Origin of the sequence: Streptomyces sp. NPDC088387 (assembly GCF_044753385.1) — a bacterium.
Taxonomy (GTDB): Bacteria; Actinomycetota; Actinomycetes; order Streptomycetales; family Streptomycetaceae; genus Streptomyces.
This window is the reverse complement of the sequence record NZ_JBIVNC010000006.1, coordinates 69,044-90,149: the sequence shown is the minus strand read 5'-3', so window position 1 is coordinate 90,149 and position 21,106 is coordinate 69,044. Positions and strand designations below refer to the sequence as shown.

The 21,106-nt window shown below is 72.4% G+C and carries 5 protein-coding genes; all 5 read right to left on the bottom strand.

Annotated elements, in window-relative coordinates:
* Positions 1 to 105: 105 nt before the first annotated feature.
* Positions 106 to 1,968, bottom strand: a complete 1,863-nt coding sequence (locus ACIQAC_RS17560) for a cellulase family glycosylhydrolase (protein ID WP_402191872.1) — start codon at positions 1,966 to 1,968, stop codon at positions 106 to 108.
* 68 nt (positions 1,969 to 2,036) lie between these two features.
* Positions 2,037 to 3,248 (bottom strand): Kelch repeat-containing protein, encoded by a 1,212-nt coding sequence (locus tag ACIQAC_RS17555; RefSeq protein ID WP_402191871.1) that lies wholly within the window; start codon positions 3,246 to 3,248, stop codon positions 2,037 to 2,039.
* Between the two features lie 19 nt (positions 3,249 to 3,267).
* Positions 3,268 to 4,476: a Kelch repeat-containing protein gene (locus ACIQAC_RS17550; protein WP_402191869.1), complete on the bottom strand. Its 1,209-nt coding sequence runs from the start codon at positions 4,474 to 4,476 to the stop codon at positions 3,268 to 3,270.
* Between the two features lie 16 nt (positions 4,477 to 4,492).
* A complete protein-coding gene (locus ACIQAC_RS17545; RefSeq protein ID WP_402191867.1) occupies positions 4,493 to 13,864 on the bottom strand; it encodes a neuraminidase-like domain-containing protein in 9,372 nt (3,123 codons plus the stop codon).
* A 58-nt stretch (positions 13,865 to 13,922) separates the two neighbouring features.
* The gene (locus ACIQAC_RS17540; protein WP_402191865.1) at positions 13,923 to 20,969 is read right to left on the bottom strand and encodes a SpvB/TcaC N-terminal domain-containing protein; all 7,047 of its coding nucleotides are present in this window, start codon (positions 20,967 to 20,969) and stop codon (positions 13,923 to 13,925) included.
* Positions 20,970 to 21,106: the final 137 nt, after the last annotated feature.

Sequence of the window (21,106 nt, the reverse complement as noted above, 5' to 3'; positions counted from 1 at the left end):
CGCCCGTGCGCGGGCCCGCCGCCGACCGGCAGCCGGGGATCGCGGGGCGCCCGGCAGCCGGCGTTCGCGGGCGCCCGGCAGCGGGCGGCCGGGGATCTCGGGCGCCTAACCGCCCGTCCGTGCCGACCACGCGGTGAGTTCCGCGCGGGCCGCTGCGAGCAGTTCGGCGGTGGGGGCCGCCGTCGACCCGTTGGTCACGAGCGCGTAGTGGGTGACGCCGGAGTCGGGGGCGGTGAGCAGGAGGCGGCGGCTGCCGGTGTCGCCCGGTTCGGCGGCGACGGCAATGGGGGTGGTGCCGGTGTACGCCGGTGGTGCGTGGGCGGTGCCCAGGTCGGAGACGACCGTGGTGGAGGAGGTCGGGAAGGACGCCGGGAGATGGAGTTCGGTGGGGGCCGGGCCGCCGTCGGAGCGCCACTTCAGCAGGGCGTACTGGCCGGACCCGACGAGCCGGGCCACGTTGGGCAGTGAGCTGGGCACGGGGTTCCAGGTCAGAGTGGTGGAACCGTCCCGGGAGCGGTCCTCGTAGGTGAACGCGAGGGTGGTCCCGGCGGTGGCGCTCGGGTACACCCGGTCCAGCAGCCGGGCGTCCTGACGCAGTGTCACGGTGCCGCTGTCGTCGAGGTGTACGGCGGACAGGTCCTCGTCGTTCCAGGCGTCGCCCTCGGTGAGCACCTTGTCGGGGTTGCCGTTCATCGGCTCGTGGTGCCGGCCGTGGTAGATGTCCCACTGCCACTGTGTGCCGGACAGCACGGGTCCCGAGGCCTGTGGGTTGGACCACCAACTCGCCCCCGGGACACGGGAGTCGAGTGCCTGGTACATCGCCTTGAGGACGGTGGGCGCCTTGTCGGAGACGGTTCCCGCCAGCGGGTGGCCGAACTCGCTGACGATCGCCGGGGTCCCGGCCGCGGCGGCCCGGTCGCGCAGGGTGCCGAAGTCACCGGCGTACTGGCCGTCCTGCGCCTTGCCCCACATGAAGATGCCGGAGATGGCCTTCTGGTCGTAGAAGTGGGTGTTGAACACATAGCGCGGGCCGAGCCGGCCGGCGTCCAGCAGGCCGCCCTCCTGCTTCTGGAAGTCGAGGTTGGCGTTCCAGAAGAGGTTGGGTTCGACGAAGGCGGGCTTGTCCTGCCAGCCGGCCGCGTCCATACGGGCCCGGAACCGCTCGTAGAAGGGCCACAGGACGTCCCGTTCCCAGGTGCGGCTGGTCTGGCCGCTGTCGTAGGTGCCGGCGTGCGGCTCGTTGTAGGGGTCGAAGCCGATGACGCCGGCGAACTGGTCGGCGGACAGGTGCTGTTGGACGTAGGCCATGGTCTTCTCGGCCGTGGTGAGGAAGGCGTCCTGGACTCCGTGCGCGTTGTGCCAGAAGTCGTACGACGCCTGCTTCACGGCCTCGTTCTGGGTGATGTTCTGGCCCCAGAAGAAGCAGATCCCGCAGGACTCGTCGGGGTGGTCGCCGAGGTCGACGGCCCATTTCGGGGCACCGTCACCGGTGTACCAGCTGTCGGGATCGAAGAGGTGCCGGGAGTAGAGGTCCTGGTGGAAGTCGGGGTAGACGCGGATGCCGGCGTCCAGGAACGCTCGCATCTGGTCGGTGGCGGCGGCCAGATACGCGGTGTCCACCTGGCCCCGGACGGGTTCGGCGTAGGCCCAGGAGAGCAGGAAGCGGACGGTGTTGCCGCCGCCGAGGGTGCGCAGCGCGGTCGCCGACTTGCGGGCGTCGGCGACGGAGGCGAAGGGCAGTCCGCCGTTCTCGGAGAGCTTGGTCTCGCCGGAGACGTTGTAGCCGCGCAGCACGATCTCGCGGCCGGTGGCGTCGGTGAAGCGGCCGGCCGAGACGGTGACCGGGGTGCCGTCGAACCAGAGGGAACCGGGGAGGGGGGCGGCGGTGGCGGGGTGCGGGACCGCCACCGTGAGGAATCCGAGGAGGACGACCAGGACGACGAACAGCCGTGCCCGAATTGTGGCCATGTACATAACAATCCGGGCGGTCTTGTGTTCCCGTCAACACCGCGGGGACCCGGTCGTCGCGACCGCCGCTAGATCCAGAAGACCTCCGTGGTGGCGGTGATCAGGTCCTCGCCCGCCGCCGGGTTCGCCCGGCCGGAGCGGACCGTGCCGCCGGTGGCGAGGACGGAGCCGTCGGGCAGCGCCGTGGCGGTGCAGCCGTAGCGGCCGGTGGCCATACCGCCGGAGGGTGTCCAGGTGTGCGCGAGCGGGTCGTAGAGCGTCGCGGCGGCGTAGCCGGTGTCCCGGGTGGCGCTGTCGGTGCCGCCGAGGACCAGCACCTGGCCGGATGGCAGGGGCACGGCGTGGTGGGAGGTGCGGCCGGCCGGCATGTTCTCGGCGACGGTCCAGGAGCCGGTCGCCGGGTCGTAGCGCTCGGTGCGCCACTGGGCGAACGGCACGAAGGTCCGCTCGAAGCGGATGCCGGGTCCGTCGCCGCCCGTGGTGAGGACGGTGCCGTCGGCCAGGAGTGTGGCCCGGTGGTCACGGCGGGGGACGCGCAGGCTGCCGGTGGGTGTCCAGGTGTCGGCCACCGGGTCGTAGAGCTCGCAGAACCCCTGGCCGGTGCCGATGGTGCGGCCGGTGCCGCACAGACCGCCGACGGCGAGCACCCGGCCGTCCTGGAGCAGCACGGCCGGGTGCCCGCACCGCGCGTCGGTCATCGGCGCGGCGGTGGTCCACTCGTCGGTCGCGGGGTCGAAGAGTTCGGCGGTGTACAGGCTGCGCCCGCTCGCTCGGGGTGCCCGCTCGCCCTGGCCGCCGGTGACCAGGACCCGCCCGTCGGCGAGCACGGTGGCGGCGTGCAGGGACCGCGCGGTGGCCATCTCGTTGACCGTGGGCGTCCAGCCGCCGGTCACCGGGTCGTACAGCTCGGCGGTGGCCAGCCGCCCGACCGTGTCCGGGCCGGTCGGGCCGATCCCGCCGGCGACCAGGACGCGGCCGTCGGCGAGCGGGGTGACGCTGTGACTGTGGCGGGCGGTGCCGAGGGCGCCGGTCGGCGTCCACGTGGTGGCGACCGGGTCGAACACCAGGGCCTCGTCGGTGGGCGTGTCACCGGCGAGCGCGCCGCCCGCCACCAGCGCCGTACCGTCCGCCAGCGCCACCGCCGACTCCGAGGGTCCGAACCACCGGCGTGCGGAGGGCAGTTCGGCCGCGGCGAACCAGCCGCCCGCCGACGCGGTGGCCACTCCCCCGCCCGGCTCCGCCGCGCGGAATCCCGCGGCGAGATCTGTCCGTCGTGTCATCGCTCGGCTCCGTATCCGCTCACGCCGTGTAGATCTCTGAGGTGTCCGTCAGCACACTCGTGCTGTCGGGGACGGCGGCCCCCGACCGTACGAGCCCGCCCGCCACCAGCACCCTGCCGTCGAGGAGTTCCGCCGCCACGAAGGCCCAGCGGCCCTCGACCATGCCACCGGTGGGTGTCCAGGTCTTCGCCTGCGGATCGAAGACCTCGGCGTTCTGGTAGCCGACGTCGAAGGTGGAGTCGTCGGTGCCGCCGATCGCCAGCAGGCGTCCGGAGCGCAGCAGCACCGCCCGGTGGTGGCTGCGGCCGTTGCCCATGCCCTGTGCGGCGGTCCAGGCGCCGGTCGCGGGGTCGTAGCGCTCGGTGGTCCACTGGCTGTACGGGTTGTACGTCCAGTCGTCCTGGAGGCCGGGGCTGTCGCCGCCGGTGACCAGGACCGTGCCGTCGCGCAGCAGGGTCGCCTGGTGGCTCTTGCGTACGGAGGCCAGGTCACCGGTGGGTGTCCAGCGGCCGGTGGCCGGATCGAAGAGCTCGCAGAACGACTGGCCCGCGAAGAGCCCCCGCCCGATCGGGCTCATGCCGCCGACGACCAGGACGCGGCCGTTGCGCAGCAGGACGGCCGGGTGGCCGCAGCGGACGTCGTTCATCGGTTCCTCGGTGGGGGTCCACTCCTCGGCGACCGGGTCGTAGATCTCGGCCGACGCCAGGGCCTTCTGGGACACGGCCGACCTGGGCGCCACACCGCCGGTGACCAGCACCCGGCCGTCGGCGAGCAGGGTCGCCGAGTGTGCGTACCGCCCCTCGTGCAGGGCGCCGGTGGGTGTCCAGGAGCGGGCCGCCGGGTCGTAGATCTCGGCGGAGGCGACACCGGCCTGGGAGAGCCCGCCGTAGGGGCCGCTGAGGCCGCCCACGGCGAGGACCGTGCCGTTGGCGAGCTTGGTGAGGGTGTGCAGGCGCCTGCTCACCGAGAGTTCGGTGGTGGGCTTCCAGGCGCTGTCGGCGGGATCGAAGAGCAGGGCGGTGTGCTGCGCGTTGCGGCGCGGGTCCTCGCCGCCCGCCGTCAGTACGGTGCCGTCGTTCAAGGTGACGGCTCCGGTGTCGGTGCCGGCCCAGAAGGTGCCGGCGGGCAGGCTGCCGGCGGCGGTCCAGGTGCCGGTGGCCAGGGCGGCGTCGGCGGACTGCTCGGCGGCCGCGATGTGCCCCGCGGCCAGGGAACGGTTGGTGCTCACGCGTGGTCTCCTCGGGTCATTCGGGGGTGGGCGGGGCTTCGGTGAGGCCGTACGGGCACACCAGCAGCAGATCGGTGACGGCGTCCGGGTCGAGCCGGTCCCCGGTGCGCAGTTGCTCGGGCAGCGCGAGGATCGCCTCGCGGGCCACGGTGACGGTCAGTGTGGTGTCGTCGCGGACCCGCAGGGTCACCCCGGTGAGCCGTGCGTGGGGCTGTCCGTCGAGGGCGGGGGCGGCGGCGAGTTCGGCGTCGGTGCCGCCGCCCGACGAGGTGGTGACGGCGACCGGCAGCGGGTTGCGGAAGAACCGCAGGTACGGGGTGTCGGTGCCCGGTGCGGCCTCCCTGGAGAGCACGAGGACGAGCTCGGCCTTGCCGACGGTGATGCCGAAGTCCCGGAAGAGATACGGGAAGCGGTCCTTGGTGAGGGCGAACTCCAGCGTGGCGGGCCCGGCCCCGGCGGGGGCCAGGAACCTGCTCCACCGGTCCGCGTACTCGCGTCGTGCGCTGAAGGTGCGGAACAGGCCCTTGCCACCCCCCGCGTGCACCCAGCGGCCCAGCGCGTCACGCAGGTCGTGCTCGGCCGCCGCGGCCAGCGCGGGTCCGCCGTCCCTGGCGGTGTAGCGCAGCTGGAACACCACGTCGGTGATCGAGGCGTAGTCGAACTGCCGGAATTCCACCGGCAGTTCGAGCTGCCACTCGCTGATCGCGCCCGCGCCCTCGAAGGGCAGGTACCGCGGGTCGTTCAGATTGGTCTCGAACAGTCCGCCGTCGTCCTGTCCCGTGCTGGTGACGACGGACTGGACGGGACCGGTGTGGTCGCGGAAGCGCGGGTCGGCCTCCTTGTCCCGGCCGTACGCCTCCCCTTCGGCGATCTGCGGGTCGACGCGCACACTGCTGTGCAGCAGCCGGGCGGTGAGGTTGACCGAGGTGTACGGTCCGGCGACGCACGGCACGGTCAGCGTGAGGGTCTTGATCCGCCGCTGGTAGTGGCCGGGGCCGTCGAGGTCGAACACCGCCTCGGGGAGGGAGACGTAGCAGCGGCCGGTCTCCTTCAGCCGCAGCAGCGCGTTCGGGTCGAGCTGGGCCAGGGACACCCGCTTGGTCAGCTCCAGTTCGCGGGCGTTGGCGTCCAGGTAGGCCGCGTCCATCCGGCTCAGGTCGGCCGCCAGCCGCTCGCCCGCCAGGAGGCCCCTGTGCAGGCTGTCCCAGTAGCCGAACGTGATGAACTCGGAGTCGGTGACGCCCAGTTCGTGCCGCCAGGAGCGCTCGGCACGCTTGGCCACGTCGTAGGCCAGCTGATACGCCTGGAAGTAGGTGGTGGACAGCTGTCCGGCCATCCAGTCGTACAGCTCGGTGCTGGTGAACTTGTCCTTGAGGAAGTCCGCGACCTGCGCCGCCTGCTCGCGCTGCCGCTCGTGGTTGGCCAGTTCGCGCTCGGCGATGGCCTGCCGGATCCCGGCCGCCGCGATCTGCTTGTCGAACTGGGCGCTGTCCAGCCGTGCCTGCTCGGCCTGGAACGTCCAGTCGTCGGCCCGGCGCTGGTAGCCGCCCAGGGTCTGGGCCACCGACCCCTGCGTGGACAGGGCCCCGATCAGGCTGCCGAGCGAGCCGGCCAGGCTGTTGAGGGCGCTGGTCAGGTTGTTGCCGCCGAACTGGAGGCCCACCGTGAACGGCGAGCCCACCTTGGCGTCCGGGAACAGGCTGGTGATCGCGGCCGCGCCCTGGAAGCCGGCCGCGATGTACTGCAACGTCTTGGCCGTGCCGGACAGGTCGGCGTGCGAGGTCTCGGACGCGTTCATGAACTCGCGGCTCGTGTAGTACTCCCTGCGGTGCTCGGCGGCGGCCTTGGACCGCAGCGCGCCGTTGTACGCCTCCGTCGCCTCCTTGACCTGCTGCCTGCGCACCTCGCGGGCCGCGTCGAGCACCGCGACCTCGTGTCCGGCGCGCATCCGGGCGAGCGCCTCGGTGTCCCGTTTCTCCAGGGCCTCCAGCAGCCGCGCTCCGAACTCCTTGACCTCACCGGCGAGTTCCTTCGCCTTGGCGGCCATGGTGTCGAAGCGGTAGTGCGGCAGCGGTGCGCCGATGTCGTCGAGGACCTGCCCGAGATCAACACCCGCGGCGGTGGCCCGGACCAGCAGCGAGGGGTCGATGGGCGGCCCGAACAGAGCCGTGGCGCGGAGCACACCGTCGATGTCGAGCGAGTTGCGGATCTTGAACAGCCGGTCGGAGACGGTGTCCCAGTAGCCGGCCAGCTTGTCGTTGCGCGGCAGGCAGAAGTAGTACAGCCAGTTGAGGTTCACCCCGGGCAGCACATACGGCGTCATGTCGGTGCCGGCGGTGCCTGCGGTGCCTGCGGTGCCTGTGGTGCCGGCCAGGAGGTTCTCCACCGCGACGACGGCGTCGGTCACCGGCCGGTCGGGGTTGAGGAGTTGCCGGTAGGTGCGCGGGGCCGGGGCGGGGCGGGTGACCTCCTCGGGGCGTCTGCCGAGCAGTTCGGCGGCGAGGACGTACAGCTGGGTGGCCTGGTTGATCGTCTCCAGCGTGTCCTGGCGGAACAGCTGGTCGGCCCAGGCGATCAGGTTGTCCAGGTACTTCATCACCACGGCCTTCTGGTAGGCGGTGGTGCGGGTGCGGGCGACGACGTCCGGCTGGAAGGGGTTCCGCAGCCAGTTCCTGACCGCCTTGAGGGTGTCCTCCTCGCCGAGTGCGGTCCGCTCCAGGATCTGCTCGATGCGCTGGTCGTAGTACGTGTCCGAGGTCGCCTCGAAGAACGGCTTGGTGATCCAGAAGCGCTGCGGCCGGTCGACGTCGTAGTCCCGGTTCGTGGGGTCGAAGATCCGGTGGAACCACTTCAGCGCGTCGTCGAAGCGCTGGTTCGCCGAGAGCCGTTCGGCGATCAGCAGCGGCACGTGGAAGAACAGCTCCCAGTTGTACTCCGCGTAGGAGTCGCCGAGCGCGAACTCCACCGGCTCGCCCGGGTAGGGCCGGACGATCCGGTCCCGCTCGCCGGTGTGCGGCTTGTACATGGTGTCCGCCCCGAAGTCGAACGGGCCGGTCCACCGGTCGGGGTGCAGCTGGAGGTTGCGCTCGTAGACGCCGGAGAGGCCGTTGCGGGCGTACTCGTAGAGGAACGCGTTGGTGTGCGGGTGGTACAGCGGCAGGAAGCGGAACTTGACGACGGTGTCGAGCTCGGCGGCGAAGGGGCCCGCACCGAGCGGATCGTCGTCGGCCGGCCCGCCGGCGGCGGGCTGCCCGGCGCCCGCCCGCGCTCCGGAGTCCAACGCGAGGGGCCCGGGTACGTCGTGCCCCTCCATCAGATAGGTGCGGGTGCCGTCCGTGAAGTACTGCAAGTAACGCTGGGCCGGGTCGCGGTACTGGTACGACTCGTACTGGCGGTAGAGGTGGAGGCCCGGGGTGGCCTGGAACAGGTAGATGCTCCTCGGGTCGCGCGGATTCGACGTCGGGTCGAAGACGGACATGTGGCTCCAGGCGACCCCGGGGACGATCTCCTCCTCGACACGCTCGTTGAAGTACACGTCGGTGAAGTTGGTGTCGATCGCCGGCGGTGGGCCGGTGTAGTTCTCCCTGGGCTGGAGCTGGATGGGATGGATGTAGACGCTGTTGCGGCGCAGGCTCAGCCGGAAGTGGCCCGAGCGGTGGTAGGTGGGGTCCGGGTGGTAGCCCGTGTCGCTGTAGACCATCCACAGCAGCAGGTCCCCGGACTCCGCGTCGATCTCCGGCGCCAGCACGTACCTGTCGATGTTGGCGGCGACGTTGGTGCCCATCTTGATGTCGGTCTGGAGCTCGCCGTCGGCGATCTTCTTGGCCTCCCAGCCGCCGTCCGCGTACCGGCTCCAGTTGAGCTGGATCTTCCAGTACGTCAGCGGCTCCTCCGGCATCTCCGCCCCCTCTTCGATCTTGAAGGGGGCGTTGACCTGCTGTTCGGTGAACGAGGGCCAGAACAGGTACAGATGGCCGTTCCACACGATCGGCACGATCATGTCGGTGTCGAGGTCCAGGTCGACCTTCTCCCACGGCGACCACGTGGTGCGGTTCTCCCACCGCCGGAAGTGGTAGTTGCCCGGGGAGGCGTCCGTGCGGGCGAAGACGTACACGGTCTCGCCGTCGGACCGGATGTGGCGGTAGGAGCCGATGGGCCTGAGGTGCGCGATGTCGTCGAGCTTCTCCAGATAGTGCAGGAAGGCCTTCTCGACGTTGGCCTCGGTGACCTCCTTCTGCATCAGCTCGTTCTCCAGCTCCGCGAACTGGGGTGACTTCCCGAGGCGCAGCTCCGGCTCGAAGTAGTTCTCGGGGTAGAGGAAGACCTTCTGGTTCGCCTCCCACACCCGGTACGCCTTCATCCACTCCCAGCGCTTCCAGTACTCGGCGTTGGGGTGGATGTACAGGTCCTCCAGGTTGAGCTGGATGCGCTGGATGTACAGCTGCACACTGAAGATCGCCTGCGCGACGCGGGTGGTGAGCTGTGCGGGGCCCATCTCGACGTCGATGAGGAAGTAGTCGAAGAGGGTGTTGGTGTCGTGCCAGTACGGCAGTCCGGCGCCGTCGCGCCGCGGGTCGGCGATGAGACGGCCGATGAGCGCCGCCCGCTGCTTCTCCCGGAGCCGGTCCCGCAGGGAGCCGCCCGCGGCGGGCCAGTCGCGCAGACTGTGCCGGGCCTTGGCCGCCTGCCACGCCGACTGGGCGGCCGCGGCGTCGAGTTCGGCGGGCAGCCAGGCGGCGGCGCGCTCGGCGGACACCCCGAGTCTCTGGACGAGGGTGAGGGCGGCGAGCAGTTCCAGCAGGCCCTCCTCGCCGTAGAAGTCGGCGGGTGCGGTCAGGCCGAGCAGTCCTTCGCCGGTGAGGACGTCGAGGTCGGCGCGGTCCCACCGGGTCTGGCGGGCCAGTTCGGCGACGACGTCCGCCGCTCTGCCGCCCGGCACCCGGGCGGCGGTGAACACCTCCCGCAGCGTCCGTGCGTGTCCCGGGATCCGGTCCCGCAGCCGTGCGAGGCCCAGCAGGCGCACGAAGCGCGGGAACAGCGGCGACGGGCCGGGCAGTACCCGCGTCGGCAGGGTGTTGAGGTCGAGCCAGCCGGCGCTCGCCGCGTAGCCGAAGATCCAGGGGATCTCCTCGGCGGTCACCGCGAGCCGGGCCAGCACGAGCGCGACCCGGTGGACCAGGGTCAGCGTGGTGAACTGCTCGGGGAAGCCCGGTGCGGCGACCGCCACAGCCGGATCGCTGCCGACGAAGCGCGGCGCGAGGAAGTCCTGCAACGCGGAGGGTTTCGACGGCGAGCGCAGCCAGGTGCCGAGCAGTACGTCCGCACTGGCGGCGTCCAGCCCCGCGGCCTGCCCGATGTGCTGTTTGACCGTGGTCTCGCTGAGGGTGCGCCGCAGATAGGGGTTGAGCCGTTCCAGGACCAGCCGGAAGCGGGCGGCGGGCGAGGTACGGACGTCGAACAGGGTCTTGCGGTCGACGTCGGTCAGGAAGACGTCTCCGGCCGCGGGCGGATCGTCCTGCACCCGGGCCAGCTCCTCGACGGCCGCGCGGTGGGCGTCGTCGTCCCAGGCGGCGGCGACCGCGTCGAGGTCGTCGGGCGACAGATAGGCCCGTGAGCACAGGGCCCTGCGGGTCACGTCGTAGAACACCGTGCCGGAGAGCCGTGCCGGCAGTTTCAGCGTGGGCGGCTCGGCGTCGAGAGGCACGCTGTACAGGGGCGGGCGCAGCGCCTTCATCCGGGTGGCGGTGAAGGTGCGGGGCGCCCGGTGGAGGGTCTCGACGGCCGCGGGCCAGCCGGCGGGCCCGCCGGGCAGGCGGGTGAGGGTGTCCCGCTCGGCGTTGGTCATCGGCCCCGTGAACACGAGCAGCCGGGTCTCCGCGTCGTACCGGACGGACATGCCGGTCAGGTCGTACATCCCGTCGGGCACCGCGTCGACGGACACCGTGTACTGGACGGTGCCGAGGAGGGTGGAGACGGCCTCCTGCACCAGCGCGGTGTCCCAGCCGAGCAGGGCGAGGTGCTTCTTGGTCAGTTCGCCCTTCTCGTCGCCGGTCCGCGCGGTCTGCTCGTACACGGCCTGGAGCGCGGCGCGCAGGGCGGTCAGGGTGGCCGACTGCGCGTCGTCGTCCGGGATCGGCCCCTCCCGGTCCGGTACGGACGAGGTGAGGACGGCGTCGACCTCGGGCACGGTGAAGCCGCGTGCGGTGAGCGCGTCGACCGCGTCGAGGAACCGCTCGGTCACCACGACCAGCACGTCGACCGGGGGCAGCGCGGCCACCGGCGCGTCCGGATGGCCGGGCCGGGTCAGCAGCCGGCCGGTCACGAGCTCCGGTTCGTCTCCGCCGCCGGGCACGGGGAGTACGGAGTGTGCGGGATGCCGCATGAGCAGACCGGACCGCAGCTCCGGCTCACCGCCGCTGAACTGGTCCGGCGGCAGCGGGAAGGGGCCGCCGCCCCCGTACAGCTCGATCAGCCGCAGCAGGTCGGCGAGGGACATGTCCAGGGCGCGGGCGAGGACGACGGTCCGGTACAGGGCCGACAGGTTCGCGAGGGTGAGCAGCCGGCTCGGGGTGACGGAGCGGGGGCCGGTGACCAGTTCGGCGAGTTCGGCGTCGGTGACCTCCAGGACGGCGAGCAGCGCGGAGGTGACGGCGGGGTCGCGCAGGTCCCCGATCACCGCGAGTTCGGTGCGGGCCGCGTTCAGTGCGAACGGGCTCACCTGTCCCGGCTCCAGCTGGACGACGGTCGGGTCGAGGAACAGCCGGTCGTACAGCGGGGGCAGGTCCGCGGTGGCGTAGTGGTGGGTGGGCAGGGGGCCGTAGAAGACGAGGACCTGTTCGTGGGTGAGGCGCAGCCGCTCCGCGAGGCGGTCGGTGGCGACCGTGCTGCGCAGTGTCGTGGCGTCGAGCCGGCCCTGGTTGTTGGCGGACATCAGCACGTGGTCGACGTCGAGGACCGGCCGGCCGAGTGCCCGCCAGAGGCGGACGAAGCGGTGCAGGCGGTCGAGCGCGGCCGGGTCCAGGCCCCACAGGTACAGGTTGTTGGTGTCGCACTGGGAGCCGCCGTCGCCGCCGCCGATCCGGATCTCTCCGCGCGGGTTGACGAACCGGGTGTCGAGGACCGCGACGAGTTCGGCGTAGACCAGGCCCGCCGCCTCCAGCATCCGGCGGACGTTGGTGAGGTCGTCGACCAGTGCCTCGGGTGCGGTGGTGGCCGGCCGGCCGTAGAACTCCGCCAGGGTGCGGCCCGGGTCGAGCGGCTCGCCGGTGATGATCCGTCCGCCGACCGGCGGCAGGCCGACGCGTTCGACGGCCACGGGTGTGCCGGTCGCCGTGGCGGGCCGCAGTGCGGCCATCAACTGGTGGCGGCGGACGCCGAGATGGGCGAGGGAGACGCGGGTCTGCTCGCCCCACAGGTCGAAGGGCAGGCCGAAGGGGTACACGGCGGCGCGCAGCACGTCGTACGCGCCGGTGTTGACGTGTTGCGGCTGGGCGCGCAGCTGGGCCGGGTCGCCGCTGGTCTGCCGCTGCGCGGCGGGGATGTGGGTGGGGGACACGGCGTCTTCGAGCAGTTCGCTCACGAGGTCCGCGTACGGCAGCTGGATGTTGGTGTTGTCGCAGGTGAGCTGGATGTCCCAGAGGTCGGGCCGGCGCCGGTACAGCGAGTTCGCGACGTGGCCCTCGCCGCCGGGCGGCTCGGGGTCGCCGGGGATGCCGATGTCGCGCAGCGACAGCATCAGGTCGACGAAGTAGGCCGCCTGGCCGTGCACCGAGCGGCAGTCGGAGCAGGCGCAGTAGTCGGGTGAGCCGAACAGCTCCTCCCAGTCGGGGACCTGTGCGACGAGTTCCGCGTCGACGCGCGGTGAGGCCAGCCAGGGCGGGTCGAAGTGGGCGGCCGTGCGCAGGTCGGCGATCAGGGTGGTGGAGGCGCCGTGCACCTGTGCGGCGCGGGTGTGGACGGCCTCTGCGCGCTCCGCGCCCAGGGCGGGCGCGAGCTGCCGTACGAAGGTGTCCCGGCCCGCCTTCGCCACCGCGTAGGCGGAGTCGTAGCCCTCGTCGCGCAGGGCCTTCACGGAGTCGTAGCGGGGGCTGAGGACGGCGAGCCGCTGGATGCCGGCCAGTTCCTGGCGCGCGGCCTCGTCGGTCACGGTGACGGCGTCGACGCGGGTGGTGGTGAGGTCGAAGTCGGGGTGGTCGGTGAGGAACCGGGCGGCCGGCGAGTCGGCGGACTCGGTGGCGAGGCCGTGCGCGAGGTGGGCCGTGGGGTGTGCCTGCGCGACGAGTCCGGCGACGAGTTCCCCGTACTGACCGGTGACGTCGAAGTCGGCACCGGCGCTCTCGCGGCTCGCGGCCAGGGTGGTCCGCAGAGTCTCCGGTACGCCCGTCTCGGCGGCCAGTGCCGCCCAGTCGGTGCCGCTGATCCGGGCGAGGTCGGCGGGGCGGGTGAGGTCGCCGGTGTCGAAGCGGTCCAGGACGGTGGCGACGAGGGGCAGGTTGGCGCCGGTGGCGGAGCCGAGGTGGAGGGCCAGTCGCAGCCGGTCCCGTTCGGCGTCCGGCAGCGCGGCCCAGAAGTCCGTCGCGTCGGTGCGGTCGAGGTAGGCGCGGTAGATCTCGGCGCGGCGGGCCGCCTCCGGGACGGCGAGAGCGAACAGTTCGGCGACCGGGGTGGTGGACGCGGGGCCGGGGGTGGCGACCGCGGCCACCTCCTGGTCCCGGAGCGCGTCGACGAAGGTGTCCACGGCGGCCGGTTCGGCCGTGCCGGTCACGCCCGCGTCGGCGCAGGCCAGGAGCGCGGCGCGGAGGTCGGCCGGGGAGGTGCGGGCGAGTGCGGAGAGGGCGGGTGGCAGGCCGAAGCGGAGCAGCCCGTAGAAGTACTCGGCGGGCAGTGCGGTGGCGGCGGCGTGCCGTGCGGCGGTGGCGGCGTGGCCGACCTGTGCGTGGCTCCGGCCGGTGGCGCGGGCGAGGAAACCGAGGTCGTCGCGGTCGCCGTCCCGGGAGAGGTCGGTGAGGTCCAACCCGTCGAGCAGCGGGGTGAGTTCGGCGACCAGGCGGGCGTGTTCCGTGGTGCCGTCGGACGGGAGTGTCAGGTGCACCCGCTCGCGCCTGCCGGGGGCGGGGCGGAGCAGTTCCGCGGTCGGTTCGGCGCCGCCGGGGCCGGTCCAGGTGGCGCGGACGACCAGGTCGGCGGGGGTGTCCGGGGCGGGATAGGAGAGGCTGTACGTGCCGTCGGGGCCGGTGGTGGCCTGTCCGGCCACCGTCTCGGACCGCAGCCGCCGCAGCGCGACGGTCACCACGGCCCCCCGGGCGGGCGTCCCGTCGTGCCGGGTCACCTGTCCGGTGAGGGTGTGCGGGGCGCTGGGCCGGGGCGGTTCGGTGTCTGTGCCGGACATGCGTGTTCCCCATCTCTTGCGTCTCACAGGTCTGTTGCGCGGGGCCCGCCGAAGGCGTCTAGCGGGGGCTGCCCACGTGGAAGTGGTCGGGGGCATCCGGCATGAGGCCCTTGAGGATCTTGTGTGTGTCCGCGTTCCGGAGCGCGCCGAGGCGTTGCTTGGCCTCCGGGCGCAGCAGGGCGATCGCCGCCTCGACGGTTCCGCCGCCCGGCGACCTGTTGGGCTCGCTGTCTCTCGGGAAGAAGACGTCGGGGCCCGCGAAGCCGTCCTTCAGGATCGGTCTGCGGAGGGCCAGCAGGGGTTTGGTGGCCCCGGTGGGCCTGCCCTTGTCGTTGAGGACCTTCTCGCCGGTGTAGTACTCCTGGGGCTCGGCGAGCGGCTCGGTGGTGTACATGCCCTTGGTGCTGTCCTTGTGGTAGTCCTGGATGGCGCCCAGGCCCTCGGTGCGCGGATTCCTGGGCACTCCGATCTGGAACTCGGCGTCGACGGACTGCTCGCCGGCCCGCGCGTTACCGATCATGTCGGCGTAGAACTGCTCCACGGCGCCGAGTTGGTCCGTGCCGACTGTCTCCCGGCCGGTCTTCGGATCGACCTCCTTGCCCGCGTATCTGCGGATGTCCAGGCCGCCGCCGGTGCGGTGCGGGCCTGCCGAGTCGCCGGGTCTGGCCAGGCTGATCAGGATGAAGTCCGGCCCCTTGACCTTGTTCCGCCGGGCGTACGCCTTGCCGAGCATGCGCTGGACGATCCGGGCGAGGCCGATGTTCATGTAGTCGGGCAGGGCGGAACCCTCGGGCGCGTTGACGATCGCGTTCAGCTGTTTTGTGATGACGCTGTCGACGACCCGTTCGCCCTTGACGACGGTGTCGCCGAGGTCCGCCACGCCGTCGTCGCGGGCCTTCAGCAGCGCCCGGGCCGAGTCGGCGATCTCCTGGCGTTCGGTCTTTCTCGCCCGGTCCGGGGTGTCTCCCTCCAGGCCGCTGGGATCGACGAGCACCACGGGCCGGTTGCGGGCGTACACGTACACGTTCGTGCCGTCCGCCAGCCCCGCCGGGTCCGGGTTGTTCCATCTGCCCAGCCAGGGCACGTAGTAGCGGGCCCCGTGGTAGGTGAACCCCGTCTCCTCGTCGCGCTCCTTCCCCGTGAAGCGGTACCGCTTGCGGCTGACCGCGCCCGTCTCCGCGTGGAAGGACGTCGTGCCGTACGGGTGGTACTCCTCGTACGACAGCACCACGCCGTCCTGGTCCACCTCCAGGGCCGAGCTGCCGAGGTGGTCGGTGAGCTGGTACCGGACGACGGGGTCGGGCGCCGGGACCGGACGGCCGTCGCGGATCGTGACCGTCTCGACCAGCGCCACCCGCCGGGTGCCGTCGGACACGTGGAGGGTCTCGCGCTCCTCCACCGTCCGTCCGCCCACGGCCCGTTGGTGGCGCTCGCTCGTGCCGAGGTACGTCCGTGTCTCCGTCGTGCCGCCGCGCCGGACCGTGGCGCGCACCCGGCGGCCCGTGTGGTCGTACTGGTAGTACGCGTCGCCGCCGCCCCCGAGGTCCACGTGGGTGAGCCGGTTCTCCACGTCCCGGTCCAGCGCGGTCAGATGGGGCATCGCGGTGATGTTGCCGTTGGCGTCGTGCGCGTAGCGCGCGCTGTACGTGCCCTCCGGGTCGCCGGGCAGGCTGCTGCCCAGGAGTCGGTTGCTGTGTGGCGCGGTGTCGTGGCGGCGGGTCCAGCTGCCGGTGCCCGCGCTGTGTGCGACCGTGCGGATGTTCCCGGCCTCGTCGTACGAGTACGTCTGGGTGTAGGGCCGCAGGGCCGTGCTGTCGTTCGCGTGCGGCAGGGGCGCGAACGGCGCGTCGGCCGGGCCGGGTGGGGTGGTCTGCCCGATGTGCTCGCGCCCGCTCGCCGACACCAGCCGGTACACGGGGTCGTAGACGTGTGCGCGGCGGGCGCCGACCGCCGTGTTCCGGAAGAACACCGTGGGGTGGGAGGGGTCGTCGACGACGATCACGTTGCCCACGGGGTCGTAGGCGTAGGCGAGCCGCTGCCAGGCCGTGCCGTCGGCCGCCGTGGTGTGCGCGGTGGCGAGCCGGAAGGTGTCCGGTTCGTAGGCGTAGGCCGTGACCGCCCGGCAGCCCAGCTCGACCCTCGTCCGCTCGCCGCGCTCGTTGTGGTCGGTGTCCCGCACGATCGCGGTCCAGGTGTCGGCGCCCCGCACGGCGATGTTCACCCGCTCCAGCAGGCCGGCCACGCTGTAACCGGCCTCCGTGCGGCTGCCGTCCGGGCCGGTGATCAGGGTGGGCCGGTCCAGGGCGTCGTACGCGGTCTCGACCCGGTGGGCGGTGGTCTCCAGCAGCGGCGCCGCCAGCGTCAGGGCCGCCGCCGCGTCGGTGACGTCCGCGAGCCGGGTCCAGTCGGGCTCGGTGGTCGGATCGGCCGGCAGCCGGCGTTCCTCGGCCAGCGTGTTGCCCTTGAAGTCGACGGCGGCGGTGCGGGTCACACCGGCCCCGTCGAACACCAGGCAGGGGCGGGTGAGCAGGTTGCGCGCCCTGCCGTCGGCCAGTGACTCGCCGTAGTAGTAGCGCACCCGCAGCCGCTCGGCCCCCGCGCCGGGTGCCACGGCGCTGGAGTACGCGGGGCGCCGCAACGCGTCGTAGCCCCACCACAGTTCGCTGCCCCGTCCGTCCCAGCCGCGTACCGGTCTGCCGGTCACGTCGGTGAGGCTCCAGCGCTCCCCCGCGTCGGGGCTCGACGTGTGCGCCGCGTGGCCCAGCATGTCGAAGTCCTGGGTGAGGACGGTGATCCGGCGGGCGTCGACGATCGCGCGCTCACGCCCCTGGATGTCCCGCCGCACCTCGGTGGTGAGGTACTGCCCCGGCCCGTTGTTCTGCTCGGTGAGGTGCGGGCGGCCGAGGGTGTCGTAGCGGGTCACGGTGTCCGTGTCGGCGTGGGCCAGCGTCTGCCGCGCGGCCAGCCCCTGCGGGTCGCTGTCGGGCAGCCGGGCCCGCTCGGCGTACCAACGGCTGTCCCGCACCGTGTCGTTGCGGTCGCGGTCGCGCTTCTCCCAGGCGTTGAACCGCACCTCGGAGCGGGTGCCGTCCGGGAAGTCGGTGCGGGTCAGCCGGCTCAGCGGGTCGTAGCGCAGTACGGCCGTGACACCGCGCCGGACCAGTTCGTCCTCGGTGTCGAAGCCGCTGTCCGGCGCGAAGTAGGGCTCGTACTGCCGGACGGGGTTGCCCTTGTTGTCGTGGACCGTACGCCCGGTGCCGACCCAGCGCTGCCCGCTCTCTCCCCGGGCCGGCTCGGCCCGGATCTTCAGCAGGACGACTCGGCCGCTCCCGTCCAGGTACGTCCAGTTCTCCTGCCACGGTGAGCCGGGGTCGCGGTGCCGCTCGCGGGCGGAGGTGAGGAAGCGCACGGGCACCTGGTGCAGGTCGTAGGTGAGCGTGGTGGTCGGGTCGTCGCCGTCGGCGGCCTCCGCCGTGTCCGTGTCGAGTACGTCGCCGTCGGCGCCGCCCTCCTTGCCCATCACGGCGGTGGCGACGACCATGCCGAGCGCGTCGAACCGCACGCCGTTCCGGTTGCCGTTGGGGTCGGTGAGCAGCCACGGGCGCAGTACCCGGTAGTGCGGGCGGGCCTCGGCCCTGTTGCGCAGCGGGTCGTACACCCGGACCGGCATCAGGTGGTGGCCGTCGTACTCGGTCTCCCACTCGGCGCCGAACGCGTCGACGTACAGCGTCGGCAGGTAGAACTCCCCCGGGTCCGGCACCTGCCGACCCGACGGCGCCCACCAGCCGGGCCCGTCCGGGCGCTGCACATACCCGGCCTCGCGCAGTGCCGCCTCGGAGACCCGGTCGCCGTAGAGCGCGGTGACCTGCCCCGGCGCGAGGGCGAGCCGGTAGCTGCACCAGGGCAGGGCGCGCAACCCGACCTCGGACAGCGGGAGTTCGTCGCCCAGGTCGTCGGAGGTGTACGTGGTGAGGGTGCGGGCGACAAGCCGGCGCTGTGGCTCCTGGCCGGACAGCTCCTCGTGATAGGGCACGTTGTGCTGTGCGGCCGAGGTGAGGCCGGTGCGGAGACCGTCGGGAGTGAACAGCTCACCCGGGATGACCGGGGCCAGTCCGCCGATCTCGTACTCGCGTGTCTCGACCGGGACGCCGATGCGCCAACGGTCCGTCACCTGGGTGACGTTGGTGACCACGTGTTCGGTGACGGACAGCCGCAGCCGTCCCTGCTCGGGGTCGGCGGGCGACTTCCGCGGGTAGGCGATCCGCGCGGTACGCAGCACATTGCCCCATGCGTCGACGTCCAGGGTGATCTGATGGACGGAGCGCGGGTCGTCGGCCTGACGCTCGGTGGCCACGGTCAGCGTCTCGCCGCTGTGGACGGACACCACCGCGTGCCGGCCCGTCCCCCTGGGCTGTACGACGCGCGGCACATGGCTCGACTCCACGACCTGGTACGGCAGATGCTCCTGCGGTGTGCCGTCCTGCGCACAGGTCTCGGTGCGCAGCGGCTGCCCGCGCAGGGCGCGGACCACGTCGTGCTCCTCCGCCGGGGTGAGGCCGGCGGGCAGCTGGGTGCCGGGGAGCAGCGGACCACCGTACTCGTGGGCGTACGGAGTGCCCAGCCGGTCCCGGCTCGGGCACCAGCCGGTGTGCTGCCAGCGTTTCAGCACGGCCGGCGGCTGGTGGAGTTCGCCGGTGGCGGTGGTGAGGGCGTCGCGCTGCTCGACGTACCCGAAGCCGCGGAACTCGCGCTCGACGCCGTCGAAGTAGCCGTGCCGGTAGCGGTAGCCGGCGTGCAGGGTGGTGTCGGCGACGCTGTCGTGGGTGACGGTCGAGGCGACCACCTGCACGGGAAACGGCAGCCGGGTCAGCCAGGGGTCGCCGGCCGCCTCGTCGGCGAGGTAGTGGTCGGTGGAGGAGGCGTAGCCGACCGTGGTGACGGTGCCCGTGCCGCTCTCGGTGCGGTTCAGCAGATGCGGTTTGCCGGCGGCCATCAGGTCGACGTACCGCACCTGTGGCTCGCCGTCGGGGCGGGGTTCGGCGACGACCAGACAGGCCGTGCCGCGGCCCAGCACGTCGGCCACGGAGGTCGAGGCGGTGGTGCCGGTGTGGCGTACGGCGTCCAGGTGCTCGGGGGCACTGAAGGAGTTGCCGGCCTGGTTGAACCAGAGCCGCACACCGTCCGGGCCGAGGTAGAGGATGTCGGTGGGGGCGCTGCCGTCGATGTCGGCGAGCCGGATCCGCCGCCGGTCGAAGCGGTCCGGGTGGTCGAAGACGGGGGCGCCGGACATCACGACCTTGGGGCCGAACCGGCCGTACCCCAGACTCGGCCAGTACGCGATCTCGCCGTTGCCGATCCGCACCAGGTCGGTCAGGCCGTCGCCGGTCATGTCGGCGAGGTGCACGCTCTGTTCGGCGTCCGCGAACAGCAGCCGTGGGCCGCGCTCCTCACCGCGGGCGGCGGGCACCGTCGTACTGTCCCCGAAGCCGTCCGGGCCGGCCGACGGGTACCAGGTCAGGCCGTCCTCGGCGGTGAGCAGGACGTCGGAGAGGCCGTCGCCGGTGAGGTCGACGAACCGCAGGTTGGGGTCGGCCCAGTCCAGGGACGGCAGCCGGCCGAAGGTCGCGAAGCCGGCCCAGCCGCGGTCCTCGGTGCGCTCGTGGTAGCCGGGGTGGGTGCCGCCGAGGTCGGCGACGGCGGGTCGTCCGTCGCCGTCCAGATCGAGCAACTGCCGTCCCGCGGCGCCGGCCGGCAGCGGGTCGACGGCACGCTGCGGTCCGAAGCTGCCCGCGCCGAGGTTGCGCCGGTAGTACCAGGCGCCGCCCTGCTCGGCGAGGATGCCGGCGATCCCCTCGCCGTCGAGGTCGGTGAACCGGTAGGGCCCGTCGAGGCGGAGGCCGCCGTCCTCGGAGGTGAGGGTGGCGACCGTGCCGGAGACGGTCCGTTCGGTGTAGCCGAAGGTGAGGGCGGGCAGGTCGGCGTGGGTGTAGCCCTGTTGCGCGGGCAGGTAGCCGCGGTGGGTGGCGCGCACCAGCCGGGTGGCGGCGGGGTTCTCGTCGTGGCCGAGCAGCAGCGCGGTCACCAGCTGCGGCCGGGGCCCGAGTTCGGGGATCCGGTGGAACATCAGCACCCGGCGGCACAGCCGGTGGGTGCGCACCTCGAATCCGGACCGGCCGGTGGAGAACGGGTCCTCGCGTACGGGCCACGGGCGGACCTCGTCCGGAGTGGGCACGTCCTCGTGGTGCTCGCCGTAGTCGAAGACGACCTCGAAGCAGAAGTCGGCGGCGACACCGGGCTCGACGTTTCCGTACCGGATCCGCTTCAGGTACCGGCCGGCGACATCCCTCCGGTTGCGCTCCTCGGGCGCCGAGGTGTCCACGCCGGCCCGGTCCTCGCCCTTGTACTCGTACCGGGTGATGTTGCCGCGGTCGTCGGCCGTCTCCTCGAGCAGCCAGCGGAACACCCGCCCCACCGGGTCGGCGGGGTCGGCGACGCGGGCCTCGGGATCCCGGCCGTAGACGCTGGTGACGTTGGCCGCCGAGGTCACACGCCAGTGCAGGTCACCGGTCTCGCGACGCCGCCACTGCTCGATCCGTACGAACGGGCCCTCGGTGCGCGGCCGGTAGGCGGTGATGTCGTACACGCCGTCGGTGCGAGGCGCCGGTACCACGGCCGGAACCAGGTCCTCCGCGCCGGAGAGCTGGAAGACGTCCGTGTCGAGATAGCGCGGCAGCCCCTTGTCGGTGGCGCGCACCACGGACGGCACGTCCGTCGACCAGCCCAGCCCGAAGGGCGAGTTGCCCGCGCCCGAGTCGTAGCTCAGCGTCAGGGCCGGCTCCGCGCCGCGGGCCGGTGCGACCGCGATCGGCACGGAGACGGTGGCCGTCCCGGTCACCGGGTTGGTGGAGAACTTCTCCCCCATCCCGCGCAGGGCGCCGCCCGCCGTCGGCAGGGACAGCGACGGAACGTCCTGCTCCGCCGGCGACGGCGACAGCTCGTCGCGGTCGTCGGTCGTGGTCGTGGCACCGGTCCCGGCGCTGGTCGAGGCGCCGGTGGCCGCTGTGCCGGTGGTCGTGTGGGGGACAGCAGTGTGGTTCGTGGACACGTCTCCCCGATTCCCCGTGTGTTGGTGAGACCGTTGACCAACTTCGCGTGCGGCGGCCGGGGTTGTCGAGCAGGGTTCCGTTCACCGGGACAGCGGCAATCCGAAGGAGTGCAATCGCGCAAAGCTTCTTGACACCG